25 protein-coding genes are annotated in these 24,343 nt (G+C 33.8%); 11 read left to right on the forward strand and 14 right to left on the reverse strand.

From position 1 onward, the window contains the following. Positions 1-55: 55 nt before the first annotated feature. On the reverse strand, positions 56-817 hold the full coding sequence (locus LIX58_RS07490) for a MurR/RpiR family transcriptional regulator (protein WP_126566413.1): 762 nt from the start codon (positions 815-817) through the stop codon (positions 56-58). 196 nt (positions 818-1,013) lie between these two features. Between LIX58_RS07490 and LIX58_RS07495 the strand changes: the two genes are divergently transcribed. Then, the gene (locus LIX58_RS07495; RefSeq protein WP_154837756.1) at positions 1,014-2,624 is read left to right on the forward strand and encodes an alpha-glucoside-specific PTS transporter subunit IIBC; all 1,611 of its coding nucleotides are present in this window, start codon (positions 1,014-1,016) and stop codon (positions 2,622-2,624) included. A gap of 486 nt (positions 2,625-3,110) precedes the next feature. Here LIX58_RS07495 and LIX58_RS07500 read toward each other — a convergent pair whose 3' ends face one another. Further along, a complete protein-coding gene (locus tag LIX58_RS07500; protein ID WP_126566418.1) occupies positions 3,111-3,641 on the reverse strand; it encodes a hypothetical protein in 531 nt (176 codons plus the stop codon). Positions 3,642-3,970: 329 nt separating this feature from the next. Here LIX58_RS07500 and LIX58_RS07505 point away from each other — a divergent pair, with 329 nt between their 5' ends. Together LIX58_RS07505 and LIX58_RS07510 are read left to right on the forward strand one after the other, a co-directional pair. Beyond that, the gene (locus LIX58_RS07505; protein ID WP_154837754.1) at positions 3,971-4,615 is read left to right on the forward strand and encodes an HAD family hydrolase; all 645 of its coding nucleotides are present in this window, start codon (positions 3,971-3,973) and stop codon (positions 4,613-4,615) included. A gap of 6 nt (positions 4,616-4,621) precedes the next feature. Beyond that, positions 4,622-4,813, forward strand: a complete 192-nt coding sequence (locus LIX58_RS07510) for a hypothetical protein (protein ID WP_126566423.1) — start codon at positions 4,622-4,624, stop codon at positions 4,811-4,813. A gap of 62 nt (positions 4,814-4,875) precedes the next feature. On the opposite strand, the gene LIX58_RS07515 is transcribed toward LIX58_RS07510, so the two are convergent. Beyond that, complete coding sequence (locus LIX58_RS07515; protein ID WP_126566425.1) at positions 4,876-5,064, reverse strand: hypothetical protein; 189 nt, start codon at positions 5,062-5,064, stop codon at positions 4,876-4,878. After that, entirely contained in the window at positions 5,064-5,414 is a 351-nt protein-coding gene (locus LIX58_RS07520) for a hypothetical protein (RefSeq protein WP_154837752.1), read from the reverse strand. The genes LIX58_RS07515 and LIX58_RS07520 overlap by 1 nt, the downstream gene beginning before the upstream one ends. Before the next feature lie 405 nt (positions 5,415-5,819). Between LIX58_RS07520 and LIX58_RS07525 the strand changes: the two genes are divergently transcribed. Next, complete coding sequence (locus LIX58_RS07525) at positions 5,820-7,208, forward strand: amino acid permease (RefSeq protein WP_154837750.1); 1,389 nt, start codon at positions 5,820-5,822, stop codon at positions 7,206-7,208. Between the two features lie 206 nt (positions 7,209-7,414). Here the strand turns inward: LIX58_RS07525 and LIX58_RS07530 are convergent, their stop codons facing one another. The 6 genes from LIX58_RS07530 to LIX58_RS07555 form a co-directional block, all read right to left on the reverse strand. Beyond that, positions 7,415-8,287: a MurR/RpiR family transcriptional regulator gene (locus LIX58_RS07530; RefSeq protein ID WP_126566431.1), complete on the reverse strand. Its 873-nt coding sequence runs from the start codon at positions 8,285-8,287 to the stop codon at positions 7,415-7,417. Beyond that, positions 8,288-9,724, reverse strand: a complete 1,437-nt coding sequence (locus LIX58_RS07535) for a PTS transporter subunit EIIC (protein ID WP_126566434.1) — start codon at positions 9,722-9,724, stop codon at positions 8,288-8,290. A 13-nt stretch (positions 9,725-9,737) separates the two neighbouring features. After that, complete coding sequence (gene murQ / locus LIX58_RS07540; RefSeq protein ID WP_154837748.1) at positions 9,738-10,625, reverse strand: N-acetylmuramic acid 6-phosphate etherase; 888 nt, start codon at positions 10,623-10,625, stop codon at positions 9,738-9,740. Beyond that, on the reverse strand, positions 10,613-11,680 hold the full coding sequence (locus LIX58_RS07545; protein WP_154837746.1) for a MupG family TIM beta-alpha barrel fold protein: 1,068 nt from the start codon (positions 11,678-11,680) through the stop codon (positions 10,613-10,615). Before LIX58_RS07545 ends, murQ begins: the two co-directional genes overlap by 13 nt. Positions 11,681-11,783: 103 nt before the next feature. Beyond that, entirely contained in the window at positions 11,784-12,152 is a 369-nt protein-coding gene (locus LIX58_RS07550) for a hypothetical protein (RefSeq protein ID WP_154837744.1), read from the reverse strand. A 98-nt stretch (positions 12,153-12,250) separates the two neighbouring features. Next, positions 12,251-12,940 carry a helix-turn-helix transcriptional regulator gene (locus tag LIX58_RS07555; RefSeq protein ID WP_154837742.1) on the reverse strand — a complete coding sequence of 230 codons (690 nt, stop codon included), beginning with the start codon at positions 12,938-12,940 and terminating at the stop codon, positions 12,251-12,253. A 553-nt stretch (positions 12,941-13,493) separates the two neighbouring features. Between LIX58_RS07555 and LIX58_RS07560 the strand changes: the two genes are divergently transcribed. The 7 genes from LIX58_RS07560 (at position 13,494) to LIX58_RS07590 (ending at position 21,580) form a co-directional block, all read left to right on the forward strand. Next, positions 13,494-14,285: an inositol monophosphatase family protein gene (locus LIX58_RS07560; RefSeq protein WP_126566445.1), complete on the forward strand. Its 792-nt coding sequence runs from the start codon at positions 13,494-13,496 to the stop codon at positions 14,283-14,285. A 115-nt stretch (positions 14,286-14,400) separates the two neighbouring features. Then, positions 14,401-15,348, forward strand: coding sequence for an LCP family protein (locus LIX58_RS07565; protein ID WP_154837740.1), 948 nt, complete (start codon positions 14,401-14,403; stop codon positions 15,346-15,348). A gap of 312 nt (positions 15,349-15,660) precedes the next feature. After that, positions 15,661-18,615, forward strand: a complete 2,955-nt coding sequence (gene fdhF, locus LIX58_RS07570) for a formate dehydrogenase subunit alpha (RefSeq protein WP_154837738.1) — start codon at positions 15,661-15,663, stop codon at positions 18,613-18,615. Further along, positions 18,615-19,088: a DUF1641 domain-containing protein gene (locus tag LIX58_RS07575; RefSeq protein WP_126565850.1), complete on the forward strand. Its 474-nt coding sequence runs from the start codon at positions 18,615-18,617 to the stop codon at positions 19,086-19,088. The genes fdhF and LIX58_RS07575 overlap by 1 nt, the downstream gene beginning before the upstream one ends. 174 nt (positions 19,089-19,262) lie before the next feature. Continuing rightward, positions 19,263-19,484 carry a hypothetical protein gene (locus tag LIX58_RS07580; protein ID WP_126565852.1) on the forward strand — a complete coding sequence of 74 codons (222 nt, stop codon included), beginning with the start codon at positions 19,263-19,265 and terminating at the stop codon, positions 19,482-19,484. Between the two features lie 24 nt (positions 19,485-19,508). Further along, positions 19,509-20,294, forward strand: coding sequence for an N-acetylglucosaminidase (locus LIX58_RS07585; RefSeq protein WP_154837736.1), 786 nt, complete (start codon positions 19,509-19,511; stop codon positions 20,292-20,294). Between the two features lie 161 nt (positions 20,295-20,455). Continuing rightward, on the forward strand, positions 20,456-21,580 hold the full coding sequence (locus LIX58_RS07590; RefSeq protein WP_154837734.1) for an FAD-dependent monooxygenase: 1,125 nt from the start codon (positions 20,456-20,458) through the stop codon (positions 21,578-21,580). A gap of 63 nt (positions 21,581-21,643) precedes the next feature. Here LIX58_RS07590 and LIX58_RS07595 read toward each other — a convergent pair whose 3' ends face one another. The 4 genes from LIX58_RS07595 to LIX58_RS07610 form a co-directional block, all read right to left on the reverse strand. Next, entirely contained in the window at positions 21,644-22,600 is a 957-nt protein-coding gene (locus LIX58_RS07595; RefSeq protein WP_154837732.1) for a 2-hydroxyacid dehydrogenase family protein, read from the reverse strand. A 78-nt stretch (positions 22,601-22,678) separates the two neighbouring features. Beyond that, complete coding sequence (locus LIX58_RS07600; RefSeq protein WP_154837730.1) at positions 22,679-22,993, reverse strand: DMT family transporter; 315 nt, start codon at positions 22,991-22,993, stop codon at positions 22,679-22,681. A gap of 1 nt (position 22,994) precedes the next feature. Next, positions 22,995-23,324: a DMT family transporter gene (locus LIX58_RS07605; protein ID WP_126565845.1), complete on the reverse strand. Its 330-nt coding sequence runs from the start codon at positions 23,322-23,324 to the stop codon at positions 22,995-22,997. 146 nt (positions 23,325-23,470) lie between these two features. Then, the gene (locus tag LIX58_RS07610; protein WP_154837727.1) at positions 23,471-24,181 is read right to left on the reverse strand and encodes a CHAP domain-containing protein; all 711 of its coding nucleotides are present in this window, start codon (positions 24,179-24,181) and stop codon (positions 23,471-23,473) included. Positions 24,182-24,343 lie beyond the last annotated feature (162 nt).

Here is a 24,343-nt window from a genome sequence, read left to right on the forward strand (position 1 = left end):
GAATAGATAACTATTCGACGCTTATTTTTTATTTAGTGGGCAGGGGTTGCAGGGGTTACGCTAATTCACCTTTCTCTTTACGCTCGTTATATTTACGTAATAATGTTTCAAAGAAGATATGATAATTAATAAAACTAGAATAATCTGTCCCATCATATAAATAGAATGTATTACTTGCGACATAAACATTGTAATTGGCATGTTGTGCAAGCGTATTATCTTTCATCGTCGTTACAGAAATAAAGTACTTTTGACGGAGCTTCAGCAAATTTGTAATATCAGTAAGCTGTGATGTTTCGCCAGATAACGAAATGATAAAGAACAAATCTTCATCTACTGAACGATTAAGTACCATTTTAATTTCATGTTCATCATGTAACACAATAATATTTTTATGCATAGTTAATAAAATACGTTGTGCTTCTTCAGCTACATTTCTTTGAGCACGTCCTGTGCCGTATAAATAAACAGTTGAAGCATGATTAATTTTATCTGTTAGTAAATGATAATCAACACGGTCTAAATAATTGAATGTTGTTTCAATTTCTTGTTTAAACGCATCTATTGAATCCGTTGGCAATTGACTCAAAGATTCGCTTTCAAATTTCAAATATGATTTGAAATCACTATAGCCATCGAAACCAAGTTTACGTGTAAAACGATGGATCGTAGCGTTGGATGCGTGCGTATATTGAGAAAGTTCATGAATTTTTAACGTTTTACATTTATTGATATTGGTATTAACGAAATGTGCAATTTGAAGGTCATTATCATTTAGTTTATCGAAATTGGCATTTACTCTTTCATCTAATAGCACAATTACACCTCTAATTTTTTCTGAAAATATTTTCACTCATAGAAAACATAAACTGATTATACAAAAATATTTCAAAATCAGTCAACGCCGTTGTATATATGAAAGCGTTTACTATAATATAGAATAAGTTATTAAGAAAACGCTTTACATATTAATATTGTCACAACATAGATTGGAAAGATATGGGGGTAAAAATATGAATGCTATTAAACGTTTTGGGAGCGCAATGATAGTTCCCGTTTTAATGTTTGCATTTTTTGGGATTGTATTAGGATTTGCAACATTATTTAAAAACCCAACCATAATGGGTGGATTAGCTGATCAACACACTTTCTGGTTCAAGTTCTGGTCAGTAATTGAATCAGGTGGCTGGGTCATCTTCAATCATATGGAAATTGTCTTCGTAGTTGGTTTACCATTATCGCTAGCTAAAAAAGCGCCAGGACATGCGGCATTAGCAGCATTAATGGGTTATTTAATGTTCAATACATTTATCAACGCGATTTTAACACAATGGCCGCACACATTCGGTGCCAACTTGGAAAAAGGTGTTGAAAATGTAACTGGATTAAAAGCAATTGCTGGTATTGAAACATTAGACACAAATATCTTAGGTGGTATCATCATTTCAGCGATTGTAACTTGGATACATAACAGATATTACAGTAAAAAATTACCTGAAATGTTAGGCGTATTCCAAGGTTTAACATTTGTAGTCACTATTTCGTTCTTCGTCATGCTACCAATTGCTGCGATTACTTGTGTTGTATGGCCAACCATTCAAAGTGGTATTGAATCAATGCAACACTTCATCATTGCATCAGGATATATTGGCGTATGGTTATATCATTTCTTAGAACGTGTCTTAATTCCAACAGGATTACATCACTTTATTTATGCACCAATTGAGGTTGGACCAGTTGTAGCTAAAGATGGTTTGAAAGCAGAATGGTTCAGACACTTAAATCAATTTGCTGAAAGTAGCAAACCATTAAAAGATCAATTCCATTATGGATTCATGTTACAAGGTAATGGTAAAGTATTTGGTGCTATTGGTATTGCTTTAGCAATGTACTCAACAACACCTAAAGAGAATCGTAAAAAAGTGGCAGCACTATTACTTCCTGCAACTTTAACTGCAGTCGTGGTAGGAATCACTGAACCATTAGAATTCACATTCTTATTTATCGCACCATATTTATTTGTTATTCATGCTTTATTAGCAGCTACAATGGATACAATCATGTATGGTTTTGGTGTTGTAGGTAACATGGGTGGCGGTTTATTAGATTTCATCGCTACTAACTGGATTCCATTAGGTCAAAATCATTGGATGACTTATGTTGCCCAAGTTATTATTGGTTTAATCTTTTCTGCAATTTACTTCTTCGTATTTAGATTCTTAATATTAAAATTCGACATTCCATTACCAGGTCGTCGTGCTGAAGAAGAAGTTAAATTGTTCTCTAAGAAAGATTATAAAGAGAAAAAAGGTGAAGGAAACACTGACAATGCAGGTTTCATTCCAAACAATGAATATGAAGCGAAAGCACATTACTATTTAGAAGGTCTAGGAGGAAAAGAAAACATTAAAGATGTGACAAACTGTACAACACGTCTACGTTTAACAGTAAATGATGAATCGAAAGTAGAAGATAGTAGCTACTTTACACATGATCAAATGGCACATGGCCTAGTGAAAAGTGGTAAGAACGTGCAAGTCGTAGTGGGTATGACAGTACCTCAAGTACGTGAAGCATTCGAACATCTTGTTTACGATGAAAATGATAAAAATAAATCAAAGTAATATAAATTAGATTTAATTTTTAGATAAATAGCCAGTAAATGAATTTATAAGTTCATTTACTGGCTTCTTTATTTACAATACCTTGTAGTCATGTAAAGGCGTTCTTAGATAGATATTAACTCACTTAAGTTGCTACGCGTTCCTGAGGTGCTGTCTCAGCCTGTAGTCTTCGACTAGCACTGCTCCCCTAGGAGTCTTCACAACTACACTTCGTCATCTATCTTAGAACTACTTACGTAAGTGTGTGAACACTTACGTTCATCAATAACTCATACCTCAGGCGTTACTCAACTACGTTTTATTATCCATTTTAGAACTACTTACGCAAGTGTATGAACACTTATGTTTATTAGAAATAGCGTAAAGGCGTCGCAAAGTACGTACCATTTACTTATAAGTAAAAATGGCCATTTCTATATAATTTATATAGAAATGACCTTTTATTTCATAACATGGTCGTGAATGCTTCTTAATATGTTTTTTATATTAAGAAATGTTTGCTTTATGCATTACATGTGTTTTGTACGTAGCTGATAATATATCAATATTGCGACAAGCAATCGTTTGTAGTAATTTAGTGAAAATTTCAGGTGGGCAACATACACTTGCACAGTTATTGTTTAATGTATATTTAATGTCAAATTGATTTGAGAAATAAGTCATAATATCAATTACTTTATCTTTAATAAATGCATCTTGGAGGCCATCAATAGCGACATCAAATCGTTTAGAAGATTGATAAGATTGCTCTGAATCTAATAGCATATTTAAATGCTTAGGTGAAAGAATTTGGTAAATTGAGAATTGATAAAAACTTAAAAAGCTAATGAAGTAGGGAAGCTGTTGTTTAGGCAAGCTTACTTCTAAAGCTGGAATATTATTGTGTTTAATAATAGAGTATTGGAAAGAGTCGCAAAACTTAACATCTTTGCAGACTTTGATTAATTTTTTTCGAGTTGATCTAGATTTCAGACCTACGATGTTGAGCACGTAAGTTTCAAATTTATCTAACAACATGCAATGACCTCCTAATTTATTTATTATATGTAGAACGCATTTAGCTATAAAGACTTAAATAATCGTACGCCGTTCATTAATACACACTGATTGTATCACTCTTTTTGAATATTATCACTAGGACTTTCGAACGAACTTTAATTTAATTTTTTTGTAATATAATCTTAACCATATTTAAACGTTTCGATATAATTACATAACAGTTAATTAAATTTTCAGATTTTTATTAAACTCAAATATTTAAGTTTAGTTTTGAAAAATGAAGCATGAACTGGTTAATTGCATATGTTAAACTTAACTATAATTGTATAGTTTAAAGGAGTAATTATATGTATAAAGCAGTCGTATTCGATTTCGATGGCACCATTATTGATACAGAAAAACATTTATATGAAATCATTAATAAACATTTAAACCATCATCAAGTTGAACCTGTGACATTAGAATTTTACCGTAGTCATATTGGTGGACATGCCCAGGGATTGCATGATTATCTGGAGAACCAAATAGGACAAGATAATAAACAAAAAATTTACGATGAACATAATCAAACCAGTCATGAACTTGAAATGATAGAAACAGTCTCTAAATTAATGGCATATTTAAAACAACGTCATATTCCAATGGCGATAGCGACAAGTAGTTACAAAAAGGATATTATGCCTACTGTACAAAAGTTAGGATTAGACGAATATATTAACGTTATTGTTGGGCGTGAAGATGTAGAAGCGGTAAAGCCAGATCCAGAATTATACTTAACTGCAGTACAACAGCTTAATTATTCACCGGCACATTGTTTAGCTATAGAAGATTCAGCTAATGGTGCCACTGGTGCTACAAATGCAGGACTTGATGTAATTATTAATACAAATGAAATGACTGAAGCGCAAGATTTTTCATCCATTCCATATGTTGGTAAAGATTTAAACTTTGATGAGATTATTGCACGCTTTTTTGAAAAGGATAAGGAGTAAGGGCATATGTCTTGGCAAATTATCTTATTCTTCTTAGCGGGACCAATCATTATTGGTATTGGTAATTTAGTATTAGGCCCTATATTTAGTAAGCACATCCCATTTAAAGTACAACTTCGTTCGTTTATAGTAGGTACAATGATTTATTTAATTTTAGCCACGATAGGTTATTTCCTGTTATTACAAGGTAGAATTTAAAAATAAGCCTTAACCTCATTTTGTATGTATATGAAATGAGGTTAAGGCTTTTAATATAGCTTTTAAATAATTAATTTTAAAATAATAGTTACTATTAATAGTACAATCAGTATTAAATCAATACCTACCATTACAGTAAAACGCGTGCTTTTAACTCCTTGAGATTGAGCTTGTTTCATTGCTTTGTAGTTTGGAATTAAACTAAGCAATAATAAAACTATAATTAAGATAATACCTATCGTTACTGACATTAATGTGTACCTCCATTTCTTTTTTCAATGATTTCCCATACGAATCCAGCAATAAGACCTACAATCAATCCAATAATCACACCAATTTGAATTGTGAAAAATAATGCACCAATAATTAAGAAAAGGATGGTTGAAATAGATAATGTTATTCCAAACTTAATTTTACGCGCATCAGAATTAAATATTGAAAAAACGATAATATATAGTACAAAAAAAGTTAACGTAGCTAATAATGTTCTAATAAGTAGAGGACTTATTGTGTCATGTTTAGCTGAAAAATAATTTAATAAGAAAAATATAATACCAAAGAATACGGATAATGTAGCACTCTTTTTAGCTAATGCTTGCATGTTAATATGCTCCCTTAATTAATCTATGAAGAGTATAACATATTCTATTTTACCGAAATTGATAGATCTAATTATTAGAAAATTTAACATCATATTTAATAAGAAGATAGTAAATTTTGTAAAAAGTGAAATTTTTCAATTAAAAAAATAGTAAAAAGTAACTCGCTTTAACGCATTAAAAAGGCTTGAAATCAATGTTTTTGAAAATTTGCAAACACTAATCATGACAGTAATGGAAGCGATTTCAAATATTTGTAAAATTTTTGTTTTAATTTTGTCAAATTATAGTATAATAACTTCAATAAGGTAAAGGATGTTTTTTTAGGGAAAGAGGGAAAGCAAAAAGAGGTTTTCTGAAAATAAAACTATTCCACCTTAGATTAAATAGAGATGGGGTTATTTTATATGGATAACAATGAATTACATAGGGGGCTAAGTGCACGTCAAATTAGAATGATCGCACTTGGTGGGACTATCGGTGTTGGTTTATTTATGGGAGCAACTAGTACAATTAAGTGGACTGGTCCTTCAGTTATCTTTGCGTATTTAATCGCAGGTATCTTTTTATTTTTAATCATGAGAGCAATGGGGGAAATGATTTACTTAAATCCAACAACTGGATCTTTCTCTACATTTGCAAGTGATTATATCCATCCAGCAGCTGGTTACATGACAGCATGGAGTAATATATTCCAGTGGATTGTTGTAGGTATGAGTGAAGTTATTGCCGTTGGTGAATACATGAACTATTGGTTCCCACATTTACCAGGTTGGATTCCAGGTGTGATTGCGGTATTACTTTTATTAGCAGCAAACTTAACGTCTGTTGAAGCATTTGGTGAATTTGAATTCTGGTTTGCAATGATTAAAGTAGTAACAATCTTATTAATGATTATTGCAGGTCTTGGTTTAATCTTCTTTGGTATTGGTAACGGCGGCCATCCAATTGGTATTTCTAATTTATGGTCTCATGGTGGCTTCATGCCAAACGGTTTAGTAGGATTCTTCTTTGCATTATCAATCGTTATTGGTTCATACCAAGGTGTTGAATTGATTGGTATTACTGCAGGGGAAACTAAAGATCCTCAAAAGAATATTAAAAGTGCGGTTAACGGTGTTATCTGGCGTATTTTAATCTTCTATATTGGTGCTATTTTTGTAATTGTTTCTATATACCCTTGGAATCAATTAGGAAACATTGGTAGCCCATTCGTAGCAACATTTGCTAAAATTGGTATCACTTTCGCAGCAGGTTTAATCAACTTTGTAGTATTAACAGCTGCATTATCAGGTTGTAACTCAGGTATCTTCAGTGCGAGTCGTATGATTTTCACATTAGCTCAAAAAGGTCAAATGCCTAAAATCTTCACTCGCGTAATGAAAAACGGTGTGCCATTCTATCCAGTACTAGCTATTGCTATTGGTATCTTAATCGGTGCATTATTAAATGTTATTCTTCCTTTATTCATTAAAGGTGCAGACAGCATTTTCGTATATGTATATAGTGCTTCAATTTTACCAGGTATGATTCCTTGGTTTATGATTTTAATTAGTCATATTCGTTTCAGACAATTACATCCTGAAAAAGTTGAAGGGCATCCATTCAAAATGCCTGGTGGTACTCCAGCAAGTATCATTACTATTATTTTCTTATTAGTAGTACTTGTAGGTATGTTATTCAACAAAGATACTGTAGTATCTGTTATTATCGGTATTATTTTCTTAGCAGGCGTAACGGTTTACTATTTCATCCGTGGACACCACAAAAATGATACATCACGCAATCTTAAATAATAAAACTGAAAATAAACTATAAACAACACATTATTCAAAAAAGGCTGAGACAAATAAAAATGTCTCAGCCTTTGCTAATATATTGGCAGTAGCTGACTGGTTTGAAAATACGCTTAAATCAAGCTTTTTTCAAATCTAGTCATCTTTGCCGGGGTGGGACGACGAAATTTATTTAATTTCTGTCCCACTCCCTTTTTTATACTGTCTTAATGTTTAAATTCTATATTTGATAAATGTTTTCGATAATTATCTAAAGCCATTTTCGATTGAGTAATATAATCTAATGAAGACTGATAATTTAACGCCACATAGCGATAAAACAGTACATCAATCGTATACATTTGTGCAAATAAAGAAGTGGTTGCGCCCATGCGTAAATCATTTTCATCAGAATGACCGTAAGTTAATACCAACTCAGATTGACGTGCTACTGGATTATTATCAGAACTTGTAATAGCAATAATAGGAATATGATAGTCAGCAACGACTTTCGTCATCGCTTGTAATTCGCTTTGTTCACCGTTATTTGTAATAAAGATCACACAATCTTTATTACTATGCGTTGATAACATTGTCGTAAACAGATGTGTTTCTTGAATAAGTTGAACATTTAAACCTACGCGTGACAATTTTTGATATAAATCAGTGGCACAAACGAATGAAGCACCGTATCCGAAGATAAAGATAGTTTCTGATTGTTTGAATTTATCGCAAATCTTATCAATAGTGCTATCATCTGTAAACCTCGCACTCTTCTTTAATGCTTCTTCTGCGCGTGCACATAGCTTCTTTTTCAATGTCTCGACAGGTTCATTGTTCACAAGTTCTATATTATAAGGTGTCACTTGTTTAGGAAATAAAGTTTTTAATTCATTTCTAAGTACTTGAAAGCTTGCATTAATCAATTTCTGACTATAACGATTTAGCGTTGAGACACTAATGTCTAGTTCTTCAGCGACCTCTTGGTTGGACATCCGTAAGAGGGCATGCGGTGAATTTAATATGAAACGTGATAATTTTTTCTCATTTTTAGAAAATGAATTATAATTCTCATCAATGATATATAAAATATTTGTCATCTAATCACCTAATTTGTCTAAGTTTCTCATTTCTTTAGTCGTACCGAAGAAATATGTGAATACAAATCCTCCAATATAGGCAGAAACTAAGCCGATAATATAGCCAAGATATTTTTGGTGTGCGATTAAAGGTAATAAAGAGATACCACTAGGTCCAATAGCGGTAGCACCAATGTGACCGATGCCTCCGATTACTGCACCTCCAATACCACCACCAATGCATGCCGTAATAAATGGGCGACCTAATGGAAGCGTTACCCCATAAATAAGGGGTTCGCCAATACCTAAGAAGCCGACTGGTAAAGCACCTTTAATAGCATTGCGTAAGGTTGTATTCTTTTTACATCTCACCCAAAGGGCAAGTGCAGCGCCTACTTGTCCAGCGCCAGCCATAGCTGCTATTGGCAATAAATATGTAGCGCCTGATTGATTAATCAATTCGATGTGTATTGGGGTGAAAATATGATGTAATCCTAACATCACGAGTGGTAGGAAGAAAGCACCAATGATAAAGCCACTAAATGGTCCACCTACGCCAATGACCCAATTGACAACGCCAACTAAACCATCTGAAATGAAGCCAGCAATAGGCATAATAACAAAGATCGTTAATAGACCGATTATTAATAGTGAAATAGTAGGAGTTACGATAATATCAATTGAATTTGGGACTACTTTATGTAATCGTTTTTCAATTAAACTTAGTAACCATACCGCTAGGATGACACCGATAATCCCACCTTGGCCGGCAAGTAATGGTTCCCCGGTAAAAATATTTTTTATAGGGTGTTCTGGAGTAATACCTGTTAGTAATGTGGTACCCCCGATAACGCCACCTAAACCTGGAGTTGCTCCGAAGACTTTAGCAGCATTGAAACCAGTAAAGATGGCTAAGTAAGCTAACATCCCATCTTTAATCACATTTAAAACCGCAACGAGTTGTTTCACCCAATCAGCAGAAATCGTACCAGCTGTGATGAAATTATTTAGAACGGCAGCAATACCACCAATCAAACCAGCACCTATAAAAGCTGGAATTAAAGGGATAAAAATATTGGCAATCGTTTTTAAAATTTGATTCATTTTGCTTTGTTTACGTTTGCTAGTATACGACGCTTTATTTTCTTGTGCTTGTTGTTCAATACGTCGCTGATGACTTTGTTCATGAGAGATGTCTTCGCCTAATTGTGTGCCACTTACTTTAGCCATCTCTTGCGCGACTTTATTTACAGTTCCAGGGCCGACGACGATTTGAAGACGTTCATCTTTAACAACTCCAAGCACACCATCTATCTTCTTTAACTCAGTATAATCAATTTTGTTATCATCAATAATTTTTAAACGTACACGTGTCATACAATGAATAATATTACTAACGTTTTCAATTCCTCCCACAGCATCTAAAATGCGATGGGCGAGTTGTTGTTCTTTGTTCATGCGCAGTGCCTCCTTAAGATTTGATAGCTTGTTTAATCACTCCGTTGTGATTTAATAATCTTAATTTAGCGTCTTCTTTAGTGGTATCACATAAGTTCATTACAATGGCTACTTTTAAATTAGAATCAGCGCGTTCATATAAATCAAAAGCTTCGTCATAATTTAAGCCACATATATCTTCGATAATATGAATCGAACGTTGCTCTAATTTATAATTTGTTGGTTTCACATCAACCATTAAGTTATCATATACTTTTCCAATGCCTATCATAGTTAATGTAGAAATCATATTTAGAACGAGCTTTTGAGCAGTACCAGATTTTAATCGGGTGGAGCCAGCTAATACTTCAGGACCCACTGGTACTTCAAGAGGAAACTGAGCTAATTTACTCATCTCACTATTGGTATTACATGATAATGCAACTGTCATTGCATTTAATGAATTTGCATACTCAAGTGCGCCTTTAACGTAAGGTGTACGACCGCTCGCTGAAATCCCGATTACTACATCTTTTTCAGTTAAATGAATATCCTTTAAATCATTAGCGCCCATTTCAAAGTTATCTTCTGCGCCTTCTACAGCTTCAGTCATTGCTTGTTGTCCACCTGCAATAATTCCCACCACTTCTGTAGGTTGAGTATTAAATGTAGGTACACACTCAGCAGCGTCTAATACGCCTAGGCGACCACTAGTGCCTGCACCGATATATATAAGGCGACCGTGACTACGGAAACGTTGTATCGTTTGTTCAATAACGTCGCGTAATTGTGGCAGGATTTGTGCTACGACTTGTGCCACTTGTTGATCCTCTTGATTCATTGTATTAAGTGCGTCTGAGATAGACATTTCATCTAAATGCATCGTGTGCTGATTTCTGCTTTCAGTTGTTAAGTGTTCCATAGACAGTCCTCCTTTTCAGAAATAATATCAAATGTGTCGCCCGGTTGAATCAAATCAAGAATGTATAAATCTTCAGAAGATACAGTAGCCACATGATTAATATTGGGGTGACTAGGTAATTCTGATTTAATAATTTGAAGTTCACCTTCATAGCGCTTATTTAAAAGGTTATCGATGGTAATGGTACCTTTCTTACGTACACCATCATGGTGATGATCTGGTTCAATAGTAAGATGATTTATCGCTCTCGCCTCTTTGGAGCGAATAAGATGTTCTGGTGCATCGATACGCGATGTATGAGTTCTAAATATGAGTTCTGCATAGGCAGAAGAGTAAGATGAAACGTTAATAACGAAATGACGATGAAGTATCATTTGAGCTAAAGCCTTAGCTTTATCATCGCTAATAGCTAAATCACCAATCATAATGTGATGGATACCGATAGTAAGTAATGAGTGTGCAGCTAATAATGTAGGTGTTGATCTATGGTGTTCAATAGTAGGTAAACCTTTAAATAAAGGTCTTCTTAGTATGGTACCTGGAATAAAAGCAATAATCTGCGCTTCCTTATCATATTGAGTAATTAATTGGTTACGTTCTTGTACACTACTCAGTGATAGGCCCGTATCTGGTCTCGGATAATAATTATGGCAGTATAGTATTTCAGGTAAATGTTCTTGCGTGTAAATTGATTTAAGTATATCTGAAGTTATTGTGCTAGCATTTAAGCAACATTTTAAATTATGTGTGTAAAGTTCATGTATTAGAGCCATATTTAAATGGTCATCTATTCTGATCGCAAAATCCCCATTTGGATACTGTTGTAAAAAACTGTAAAGTTGTTGATTAAGTAAAGAAGGATGGAGATCAATAATGTAGGTTACAGGCGTGTCCTGTAATAATTGGCATAATTCTCCCAAATATGTCAATTTTGTTTCTTCATTCTCCTCAGGAATTTGTAAAGATGTAAATATATAACGGTAACCTTTGCTTATCATATTTAAGATGTATTCTTTATTTAATGGTTCACCTAAGTACACTGAGAAACCCAACATATAGCTGCCTCCTAAGTTACATTAATCTAGCCTCATTATATCGTTTTGCTAGTGTAAAGACAATTTACGTTAAGGGCAACCTCTTTTCAAAATAGGTGGAGGTTTATAATTCATTAAATATGCTTTGGATAGTGATATAAGTTTGATAAATGCGACGATGACGTTCATGTAAATCGCACAGCAATTCTCCCTGTTGAAAGTGATGAAGAGGTTGTTGATGTAGGGAATGAAGTAATTTCTGATAAGTAGTAAATGCCGAAGCGGGAGATAGATGTATAGTGGGATTGGCAATATCCTCGTGCTGTTGCAAATTAGCTTCCGAATAATAAGTGTCGACGATTATATTGAATTGTTCAATAGCTTGAATGAGTCGTTTTGGCTCCATGAAATAATAATATTTTATTGTTTCAACAAGTGTCAGTAAGTCTATTAAATTATGTTGATAGTTAATAGGTAATTGTGAGTTGGTCATTGAGTTACTCCTTTTAGGAAAATGGGGGAGAGTAAAGCGGAGATGAAATATAGGATAATCGAGTAAGAAGAACGCTTTAAAAGTAGTTAGTGTTCTTCTTACTCTGCTGGATTTAAAAAATCAGTGTAGTTATGAATAGTAATGTCGTAAGTTTTAATCGTTTTTTCGAAAGAATAAGAAATATCATAGATATCAAGTACAGGTAATTCACGTGTACGCCCAGATCCGATTTCATAAATGATAGCTAACCATATACCATTGCGACAAAGTAAGCCTATAAAAATAACATTTTCGGCAATAAACTTATTATCTTCTTGAAAATCAATTAACATGACGTGACGTTCATTGCTATAAATTAAAATGTCGGCGAATAATTTAGGCAAGGTAATATCTTGAGTATCTTCAAATTTAATGAAATCATTCATATGTCTTAATGAATGACGAAGTCGCACATTAGATAAATTCAGGCATTGGTTGATAATAGTTTCGATTGACTCTGAATATGGTAGCGTTGAATATGATTTGCTTTCTATTAAGGTTAAAAATAAGGCAATGATCTGTTGTTCGTTTAAATTGAGCTGAATACTTCCTTCATTATTATGTATTTCGTAACCCCCGCGTTTACCTTTAGAAGTGTATAGTTGAACGCCTTTTGCTTCTAATTCAGCCATATCTCGAGTGATTGTCCGCACTGAAACATTAAATTGTTGCGCTAATTCTGAAGCTTTGACTTTGTGTCCTTGTTTAATAGCTAAAATAATTTGATTCTGTCTTTCTTGTTTATTCAATATTTTCACCGCCTGGACATTACATATCAGGCTGGAGACAAACCCTTTCACTCATCGTCACCTCATACGTCACATCGGTCACTTAAGAATAGTAAGTTCCCATCGTTACGCATTTCGTTTCCTTGACTGATAAAGGTTTTCTTTCAGCCTTTATAATTAAGGTTACTTTAATATCGATTATGCGTTACTTATTACATTAATTATAACATAAGACTGAGATAGAAGACATTTAATCACTTATAGTAGATTTTAAGTGTAAAAATAAACATAATTTATTTGGAAAACGCTTACATATATAGTTTTTTTATGCTAATATAATATTTGTAACAGGGGAGAACGAATTCAGACAAAGGGGTAGAAGCTATATAACAGATAGCTTATTGTGAATCGTTCGGGTTACATCGAAACATCTTCAATATTTATTACTTACTTTCCTTTCTATTTGTCGGCTAGCAGATGACTAGCCGATTTTTTTTATTTATGTAACTTAACCTATAAAGAAATAGAATTTTAAGATAAAATAAAATGAAATAATATAAATGGGGTGCAAGAGATGGAACTAAACCAACTTCAACATATCGATCAACACATTGCACAATGGCTTGAACATTTAGACAATGTGATACCTAATTTAATTGCTGAAATGACTACCGATACTAAAGTAGACCGCTTTGATTTAGTAACCAATGTAGATAAACAATTACAACAACAATTTGAGGACTACCTTGTTGAACATTTTCCTGGCCATCAGTTATTGGGCGAAGAAAAAAATAATGATTCAATTAAACCTTATGAAGGTCACTTATGGATTATGGATCCAATTGACGGCACGGCTAATTTAGTTAAACAGCAAGAAGAGTATTGCATTATTTTAGCTTACTTTGAAAATGGCGAACCACAACTTTCTTATATCTATGATTATCCACATCGGAAACTTTATAAAGCGATTAAAGGTCAAGGCGCTTATGTGAATGGACAACCTTTACAAGCACCAAAAGAAGTAAAATTGGAAGATGCAATTATTTCTTTTGGCTCAGAATATATTAATGATCGTGCAAATAAAGCGTTATATAAAGCGGCATTTGGTGTGAGATACATTGGTGCATGTGGATTAGATTCAATACGTGTCATTAAAGGTCAATTTGGCGCACACTTTAATACAGATCCTAAGCCATGGGATATCGCAGCACAATTCTTATTTGCTGAACAATTAGGATTAAAAATAACACGCCTAGATGGTGGACCTTTAGATTATGCTAAAGGCGGACCATTTATTATTAGTAATAAAGGATGTCATGAAGAAATGTTATCTATTTTAAATGAAGGAAGCGGTTATTTGAAATAGCTGATAGATTATCTTATTTTAGTGAAAATTACAACTTGAGATGTATAGAAAATAAATAATTTTCATATATAATGATATAGATATATAATTCACAAAATAAGATAGGAGTGGTAGGATGCGTAGCACTCGAAATAAAATGAGCCTGCCCGTCAAAATTCTACTATGGCTAATTGGAATTTTAGTAGTATTAGCCATTGCAGCAGTTATATTCATAGGAGCCAGTATTTATATTACTGGTGACAAAATTCATAACCCTTTAAATCGTCAGCACTCAGAATTGCGTACTAAAAATGTTAATTTAAACAACGGTGATCCATTTACAATTGCATTATTTGGTGTCGATTCTGATGCCCAACGTAAAAGTGCCAATGATGGAGAACGTAGTGATACAATCATGTTGCTATCTATAAATCCAGCTAAAAAGACTACAGAAATTGTAAGTATCCCACGTGATACGCAAGCACAGATTGTAGGACATAACACTACTGAAAAAATTAATCATGCCTATGCTTATGGTGGACCAACAATGGCAGTTAAATCTATAGAGAAATTAATGAATGTGCCTGTTGACCATTATGCCACTGTAGATATGGATGGATTACATGAGATGATTGATGCTCTAGGTGGCGTCGATGTAGTAAGTAACGATACATTTTCTTTCAATGGTACTCAGTTTACTAAAGGTCAAACAACGCACGTAGATGGTAAAACTGCTATGGAATTTATCAGAAGTCGTAAAGAAGAAGGTGCAGGTGGAGACTTCGGTCGTCAAGAACGTCAACAATTGGTCTTACAAGCGATGGCTAATAAAATGACTAGCGCCTCTGCATTGACACATTTCCCTTCATTAATAGGAGAAATTCAAAAGAATGTAACTACAGACTTAACGTTAAGTGACATGAATGCAATTAGAAGTAATTACAAAGATGCCAATAATACTGTCAATCGTCATCAATTAGATGGCCAAGGTGGCATTCAAAGTGATGGCTTATGGTACTTTATTCCAAATGATTCGTCTAAGCAACAAGCTTCAGATATACTCAATAATAATTTAAATAACTAACTAGTTAACTTCATAAACACGCTTGCTCTAACTTTACTTTTAAACGAAGAGTAGGCGTGTTTGTTTTTTTACTTTTTATGAAAATATAGTTTGTAATTTTACAAAAAAGGTACAGTAAAGTGATTTAAATAAACTTAATTATTATCATATTTTAAAACTTTAAATATTGAAAAAATTTATGAAACTATTAACATTATTCACAAATAGTTATACAATTAAAGTAATTCTATGTTCAATATATGTGGGGTATTGGAATGGAATATTTTTTAATTAGTTAATTTTACGGTAAAAAATATAGATGGGGTGGAAAGTATGCAAGAACATTTAATCGTAACGCTTGACGGTACAGATTATCTTGTGGAACCTGGAACGAATTTACTTGAATTCATTAAATCTCGTGATACTTTCGTGCCTTCAATTTGCTATAACGAATCGATGGGACCAATTCAAACATGTGATACATGTATGGTTGAAATCGATGGCAAAATTGAACGTGCGTGTAGTACGGTTGTAGATCGTCCTATGACAGTTAATACACAAAATAATGATGTAAAAGTAAGTCAAAAAGAAGCATTAGATAGAATCTTAGAAAAACATATGTTGTATTGTACAGTATGTGACTATAACAACGGCGACTGTGAAATTCATAATGCTATGGACGCATGGGGTTTACAAGAACAATCATATGAATATAAAGAAAAACCTTATGAAAAAGATTATGGTCCATTCTATCGTTATGATCCAGACCAATGTATTTTATGTGGACGTTGTGTCGAAGCATGTCAAGACATCGAAGTAAACGAAACAATTTCAATCGACTGGGATCGTGAACATCCTCGTGTAATCTGGGATAATGATGTACCTATTAACGAATCTTCATGTGTATCTTGTGGTCAATGTGCAACAGTTTGTCCATGTAACGCAATGATGGAAGTTAATATGGAAGGTAATGCAGGTTATATGACTGATACTGAACCAGGTTCATTAGCAGCTATGATCGACTTAACTAAGAAAGCTGAACCAGGCGATGGTTTATTATTCGCAGTTTCAGATTCAGAAGCAGAAATGCGTAAAGAACGCATTAAGAAAACGAAAACAGTTTGTACATATTGTGGTGTAGGTTGTTCATTTGATGTATGGACGAAAGATAGAGAAATCTTAAAAATGCAACCGTCACACGATTCACCGGCAAATAAAATTGCAACATGTGTGAAAGGTAAATTCTCTTGGGGTCACATCAATTCAGATCAACGTTTGACTAAACCACTTGTTAGAAAAGATGGCGAATTCCATGAAGTTGAATGGGATGAAGCACTAGATGTAATTGAAACAAACTTCAAACGTATTAAAAACGAATACGGTGGCGATCATTTAGCATTTATCGCTTCTTCTAAAGGTACAAACGAAGAATCATACTTAATGCAAAAACTTTCTCGCCAAGTATTTGGCTCAAATAACGTTGATAACTGCTCTAGATATTGCCAAGCACCAGCAACAAAAGGATTATTCCGTACTGTTGGTCATGGCGGTGACTCAGGTTCAATTGATGATTTAGAAAGAGCAGCTATGACAGTATTAATCGGTACAAATACTGCAGAAGCACATCCAGTAATTGCCTCACGTATTAAACGCGGTCAAAAATTATTTGGCTCAAAAATGCATGTATTTGATATCAGAAAACATGAAATGGCTGAACGTGCCGATGCATTCTATCAACCTAAACCAGGTACTGACTTAGTATGGTTAGGTGCTGCAACGAAATATATTATTGATAATGACTTACATGACAAACAATTCTTAAATGATTGGGTAGATAACTTTGATGAGTATTATCAATCATTAGATCTATTTACAATGAAATTTGCTGAAGAGGCAACAGGTATTCCTAAAGAACAAATCATTAGCTTTGCTGAAGAAGCGGCTAAAGCAGAATCAATGTCAATTTGTTGGGCTATGGGTGTTACCCAACAAGATATCGGTAGTGATACTAGTACGGCAATCTCAAACCTATTACTTGTAACGGGTAACTATAGAAAACCTGGTTCAGGTGCATATCCATTACGTGGTCACAATAACGTACAAGGTGCGAGTGACATGGGAAGTATGCCGGACCAATTCCCAGGTTATCAAAAAGTAGATAATGATGAAGTAAGAGCTAAGTTCGAAAAAGAATATGGTGTGAAATTAAATCCTAAACCAGGACGCGACAATCACCAAATGATGGAAGGTATCCATAACGGCGAAATTCAATCATTATACTTATACGGTGAAGATACTGGTATTGTAGACTCAAACATCAACTTCGTACAATCTGCATTAGAAAAAGTAGACTTCTTAGTTGTACAAGATGAGTTCTTAACATTCACAGCAACATATGCTGATGTGGTATTACCAGCAAGTCCATCACTTGAAAAAGACGGTACATTCACTAATACTGAACGTCGTATTCAACGTATTAATAAAGCTTTACAACCATTAGGCGACTCTAAACCAGACTGGGAAATCTTCCAATTAATCGCTCAAAGAATGGGTGCAAATTGGAACTATCAACATCCTTCAGAAATCATGGATGAAATTGCACGATTAACCCCTTCTTACTCAGGTGTAAGTTATGATCGATTAGAAGGCTTTAATAGTTTACAATGGCCTGTTGCTCCAGATGGCACAGATGAACCGACATTGTATATGAACGGCTTTAACTTTGAAAATGGAAGAGCAAAATTATTCCCATTAACATTTGATAACTTCTTCAAAGAAGATGAAGTTTACGATTTACACGTAAATAACGGTCGTGTACTTGAACACTTCCATGAAGGTAATATGACTTATCAAACTGAAATGGTTAAATACAAAATGCCTAACGCATTTGTTGAAATTTCTCCAGAACTTGCCAAAGATCGTGATATTCACGAAGGTGCTGAATTAAGATTAATTTCAGAAACTGGCGAAGCAACATTAATCGCAACAATTACAGATCGCGTAAAAGGTAAAGAAATCTACATTCCATTAAATAACGATGCGATGTCTAACGGTGACTTAGGTGCTATCAATAAATTAACAAACAGTGATGTTGATAAATATACTGATACACCATCATATAAACGTACAAGTTGTCGTATGGAAGTATTAACACGTAAAGGTAAATCACCATTGAATCCAACCAACTTCCGTGTTGATAAACACCGTCATCCGCAATATAGTGTCCAAGTACAGAAAAAATGGGAACGTCCAGATTATGTTTTCCCAGGAAATGTGGTGGATAAATAATGGCTGAAAGAATTACTAAAATTAACCGTTTAGAAAAGTCCGAAGAGCAAATTAAACAAGAAAGTTTAATTGAAGTAACAGACGCAATTGCTGAAAATAAAGATAGTATTTTAAAAGCAATACGTATTGTTAAAGCACTTGACGAAGCTAAAATTCTTGATTTAATGAATGGTGGAATTAGAGGCCGTCAAGTAATTATCAATAAATTTATGACTGAACTTAATAAAGATTTATATGCTGGGTTAATTACTAACTTAGCGCCTATGGTCTTTATGTTAGGTGAGTTAAATGTTCAAGAGTTAAGCCAATTCTTGAATAAATTAAATAAAGGTCTTCACGTGGCAAACCAAGCTAGCCCTAATGCTAAAACGTCTGTACGTGGTTTAATGGGTGTGCTTAAAGATGATGATATGAACCGTAGTTTAACTTATATGTTGAATTTGCTTAAAGGTATGTCTAGAGGCGAAGACTAATTCAATACACATAAGAAATCCTTTTTAGGAGTAGTACGCTAAGTATCTCACTCTTAATAAGGGTTTCTTTTTCATTATTTTGTAAACCATTGAGACATAAATTGTGGTATGGTTGGTTATATATGAATTTACATAAAGGGGTGAGGACTTATTCATCCAAAAGCACTTAAAATGATGACAATTCTTTCTAATATTTTTATCGTATTAGGAATTATTTTTTTAATTATGATGCAATTGGTTTTGGCTATTTCAATGTTTGCAGTATCTTTAGCAATTAGTTTAGTCATATTTAACGTCATGTTTCGTGATCGTACAGGTATGAAAATTGTAATTAATCTATCTTTTGCAATTGTAGTGATTGTTATAATGATTGCTTATTTCTTTTTATCTAAATAAGCTAAACAGGAGATTAACGTAGCTATGAAGAAATATAACCATTTGAAGTTTCCCATGATATTGTTAGTACTGGTGTTAATTGCTTTAGTAGTATTATTGATTTTTAATAAAAAAAATATTTTAAGAAGTGATCTTAATTATCATTTTCAGGAAGCAGTAAGTAAACAAACACAATCAGATCTCACCAATACAATCGATAAAAATGGTGATTTTACTGCAGCAAGTGATACTGAAGTGAAACAAGCGATGCAAATTAAGAAACATGATAATGATTTAAAATATATGGACCTTTACCAGACAGTGCCAATGTCGAAAGAAGAAGTGACGCATATACTTAAAGGTAAAGGTATTTTAGAGAATCAAGCGAATGCTTTTATAGAAGCACAAGATAAATATGGTGTGAATATTCTTTATTTAATTAGTCACGCAAGAGTGGAGACGGGTAATGGTAACTCTGAGCTTGCTCAAGGAATTAAAGATGGAGATAATGAATACTATAATTTCTTTGGTATTGGCGCTTTCGATGAAGCCGCTGTGCATACTGGTAAGAGTTATGCCAAAGAACAAGAGTGGACGTCACCGCGTAAAGCTATTTTAGGTGGTGCTAAGTTTATTCGCTCAACTTATTTTGACAATGAACAACGTACGCTCTATCAAATGCGTTGGAATCCACAGAATCCAGGACAGCATCAATATGCAAGTGATATTGAATGGCCAGATAAAATAGCTACGTACATGAAAGAATATTATGACCATTTTGGCATTAAAAAAGATAAAATAAGACGTAACTATTACATATCCAAAAATTGAAAATGAGTAATTTAAAGTGAAAAGAGCCTGTGACATGATTAAATGTAACAAGCTCCTTTTACATTTTAATATCATTGAAAGTTTGAATTACCTAGAGCATATTAAGGGTATAAGGCAATATGTTAAAATGAATAAGAATTTAAATTCTGAGGTGTAAATAAATGAAAATTGCAATTATAGGTGCAGGTATTGGAGGGCTTACTGCTGCTGCACTATTACAAGAGCAAGGACATGATGTCAAAGTTTTTGAAAAGAGATCAACCATTCAAGAAGTGAGTGCAGGCATCGGCATTGGAGATAATGTTTTACAAAAACTTGGTAACCATGACTTAGCGAAAGGTATTAAAAATGCAGGTCAAAATTTAACTTCAATGAATGTGTATGATGGTAAAGGAACACTTTTAACTGCTGCGAAATTAAAGGAAAATACATTGAATGTTACTTTACCTCGTCAAACACTGATTGAACTAATCCAATCTTATGTTCAACCTGATACAATTTTTACAGATTATCAAGTGGTGAAAGTGGATAATGAAGAAACACAAGTGATGGTTCACTTTTCAAATCATGCGAGCCAATCTTTTGATATGTGTATTGGCGCTGATGGCATCCATTCTGCAGTTAGACAAACAGTTCAACCGGAAGCTAAAATCTTATATCAAGGTTATACATGTTTCAGAGGTTTAGTAGATGAAGCGGACTTGAAGCACATTGATAGTGCGAATGAGTATTGGGGCCAAAGAGGACGCGTCGGAATCGTGCCATTGATCAATAATCAAGCCTATTGGTTCATTACGATTAATGCTTCGGAAAAAGATTCTAAGTTCCGCTCATTTGAAAAGCCACATTTACAAGCATATTTTAATAACTATCCCAATGAAGTACGTCAAATATTAGATAAACAAAATGAAACAGATATTATCAAAAATGATTTATATGATATGAAGCCATTAAAAACATTTGTATATGGGCGTACTGTCTTATTAGGCGATGCAGCTCATGCTATGACACCTAATATGGGACAAGGCGCTGGTCAAGCGATGGAAGATGCTATTGTATTAGCTAATTGCTTGAGTTCTTATGATTTTGAAAAAGCGTTAGCACGTTATGATAAATTGCGTGTGAAGCATACTGCTAAAGTAATTAAACGTTCACGTAAAATAGGGAGCATCGCACAAAAAGAGGGTGCTTTAACAACTAAAGTACGAAATCGTGTAATGAAAATGACACCTACTCGTTTGGTAAGTGGCCAAACAAAGTTCTTATATAAAGCGAAAAAGAAATAAAATGAAAAAAGGATTGAGTCAATAGTATTAAAATTACTATTGATTCAATCCTTTTCTTTTTAATTACTTATTAACAATGAATTGTGGTTCTTCGCCGTTTAATTTTTTAATCGTGTCATTTGCGACAATTTTAGACATCATATCTCTAGCTTCGAATGTAGCGTTACCGATATGAGGAGTGATTACAACGTTGTCTAATGATTTTAAGCCTTCAGTAATTTCAGGTTCAAATTCATATACATCTAAGGCAGCACCTTCAATTTCTTTATCGTTAAGCGCTTGAACTAAAGCTTCTTCATTGACGATAGGACCACGACCAGCATTAATTAAATAAGCAGTTGATTTCATTTTTTTGAATTGTTCAGTATCAATCATGTGGTGTAAATCTGGGTTATATGCAGCATTGATAGTAATGAAGTCTGCATTTTCAAGTAATGTATCTAAATCTACATATTTAGCTCCAATTTCACGTTCTTTTTCTTTCTTTTGATGAGGTCCTGTATAAAGGATGTCCATATCAAAAGCTTTGGCACGTTGAGCTACAGCGCCGCCAATTTCTCCAAGACCGATAATACCGATTGTTTTACCTGAAACTTCACGTCCTCTGAAGAATAAAGGTGCCCAACCATCGAATCCTTCAGTTCGTGATAATTTATCCCCTTCAACGATACGACGTGCTACTGCAAGTACTAAGCCGAAAGTTAATTCAGCAGTTGAAGCTGTAGAAGCCTTTGGTGTATTTGTAACATCAATATCTTTTTCACGAGCGTATTTAACATCAACATTGTTAAAACCTGCACCATAGTTAGCAATGATTTTAAGATTTTTACCGCTATCAATCACTTCTTGGTCGACGTTAGTAGATAGAATACTGATGAGAGCGGAAGCATCCTTTACACCTTCTTTAAGTGTTTCTTTATCTATAATACCGTCGCCTTCATACATTTCGACTTCAAAGTGTTCTTTCAATAAGTTTAATCCCACTTCTGGAATTGCCCCAGCAATATAAACTTTTTCCATCAAACTCACTCCTTAATGTATATTTCTCTTTAAGTATAATAAAAGAAGAAAACGTATACAAATTAAATATTTTACATACTATTGGAGAAGTCTTAACCCTATTACTGCTATTAAAATCAATGAAATAAAAAAGAGGCGCATAAAATGTTTAGATTCATTATAAAAGATCATACCTACAATAGCGCCACCCGCAGTTCCTATACCTGTCCATATAGCATACGAGGTGCCCATTGGAATCGACGTCATTGCCATTTTAAGAAAGCTGAAACTAAATATAAATGTGATAGCCATGACGATAATGAGCCACTTTCTTTTTGTGCGAGCAAACTCATTTAACCATACAACGCCTAACACTTCTAATAACCCAGCGACCACTAAGCTTATCCAGGCCATACTATATTCCTCCTTCATTTTGATTATTAGTAGAAAGTTTTAGACCAATAATACCTATAAGGAGTAATATAAGTAGTACAATTTTAGTGATGGAAAATGGTTGATTAAACAATATCATGTCAGTAATCACTGTACCTGCAGCGCCTATACCGACAAACACGGCATAAACTGTGCCTACTGGTAAGTGATTAGAAGCAGATAACATTAAATAAAAACTAAGAGATAGAAAAACTAGAGTAAACAGCCATGTGAGAAAATTATGAGCGTTATCTAATCCAACTACCCAAACCACTTCTATTAACCCGGCGAATATTACTTTTAACCACTGCATCGTATAACCTCCTTGCAGTTTAGATAGTGATAGACATATTTTCTCAAAATTTATATGCAAATTCAAAACAACCTTCTCTTTTGAAGATGAAAGCTTCAAAAGAGAAGGTTGAATTTATAAAAGATAGTTATTTATATTTATAAAGTTTAAGATAAATGAATATAGTTAAATGAACTTACTTGGCTTGATGAAATGGTACGTGTGTCTACTACATATGGTCCACCAGTATAATTCATTTCAGAAATTGTGATAGAACCATCACTATTCACACTTTCTACATAAGCGACATGTCCAAGACTTCCTTGAGTAGTTTGTAATATAGAACCTTTAGCAGGGGTATTATTTACAGTATAACCTGCTGCTTGAGCAGCACTTGCCCAGTTATTCGCATTGCCCCAAGTTGAACCAATCTTACCGCCGACTTTATCATACACGTACCAAGTACATTGACCTGCTGTATATAAGTTGCCAGAGGTTGAAGAGGTTGTTTGTGTTGAAGTTGAAGTCGTAGTTGAACTATTAGTAGTAGCACTTGTTGATGAATTGCTCGTACTAGACGTTGTATTTGATGTGCTTTGTATATTAGAGAATGATTGTTGTTGAAATTGTGGTTGTTGATATCCACTTGGTTGTTGATGATTAAACTGCGGATGCCCTTGACCGTTATTATTATTATAATTTTGATCATCTTGTGGCATAAATTGAGCATGTGATTGATGATGGTTTCCGAATTGTGAATGTTGATGTGGTACTGGATTATGATTATATTCGGCAGCGTCAGCATGGTTTGCATTCAATCCTAATGCCGAAACACCGATGCCAGCTGTTAATGTTGAAATAGTGATAATTTTTTTCATAGTAAAAAGTCCTCCCAAGTTTATCTTCAACAATAGATTGATTAGCGATATGTTGAAGAAACTTTAAATCTAAAATTTAATAGTTAATTGTCGCTCCCAACGACAACACATACTTTAGCAGAATATTTTGAGTCTATGGGCGATGTTACGGTTTCGTAAATG

This window comes from Staphylococcus sp. Marseille-Q1834 (assembly GCF_916858875.1).
Taxonomy (GTDB): domain Bacteria; phylum Bacillota; class Bacilli; order Staphylococcales; family Staphylococcaceae; genus Staphylococcus; species Staphylococcus pragensis.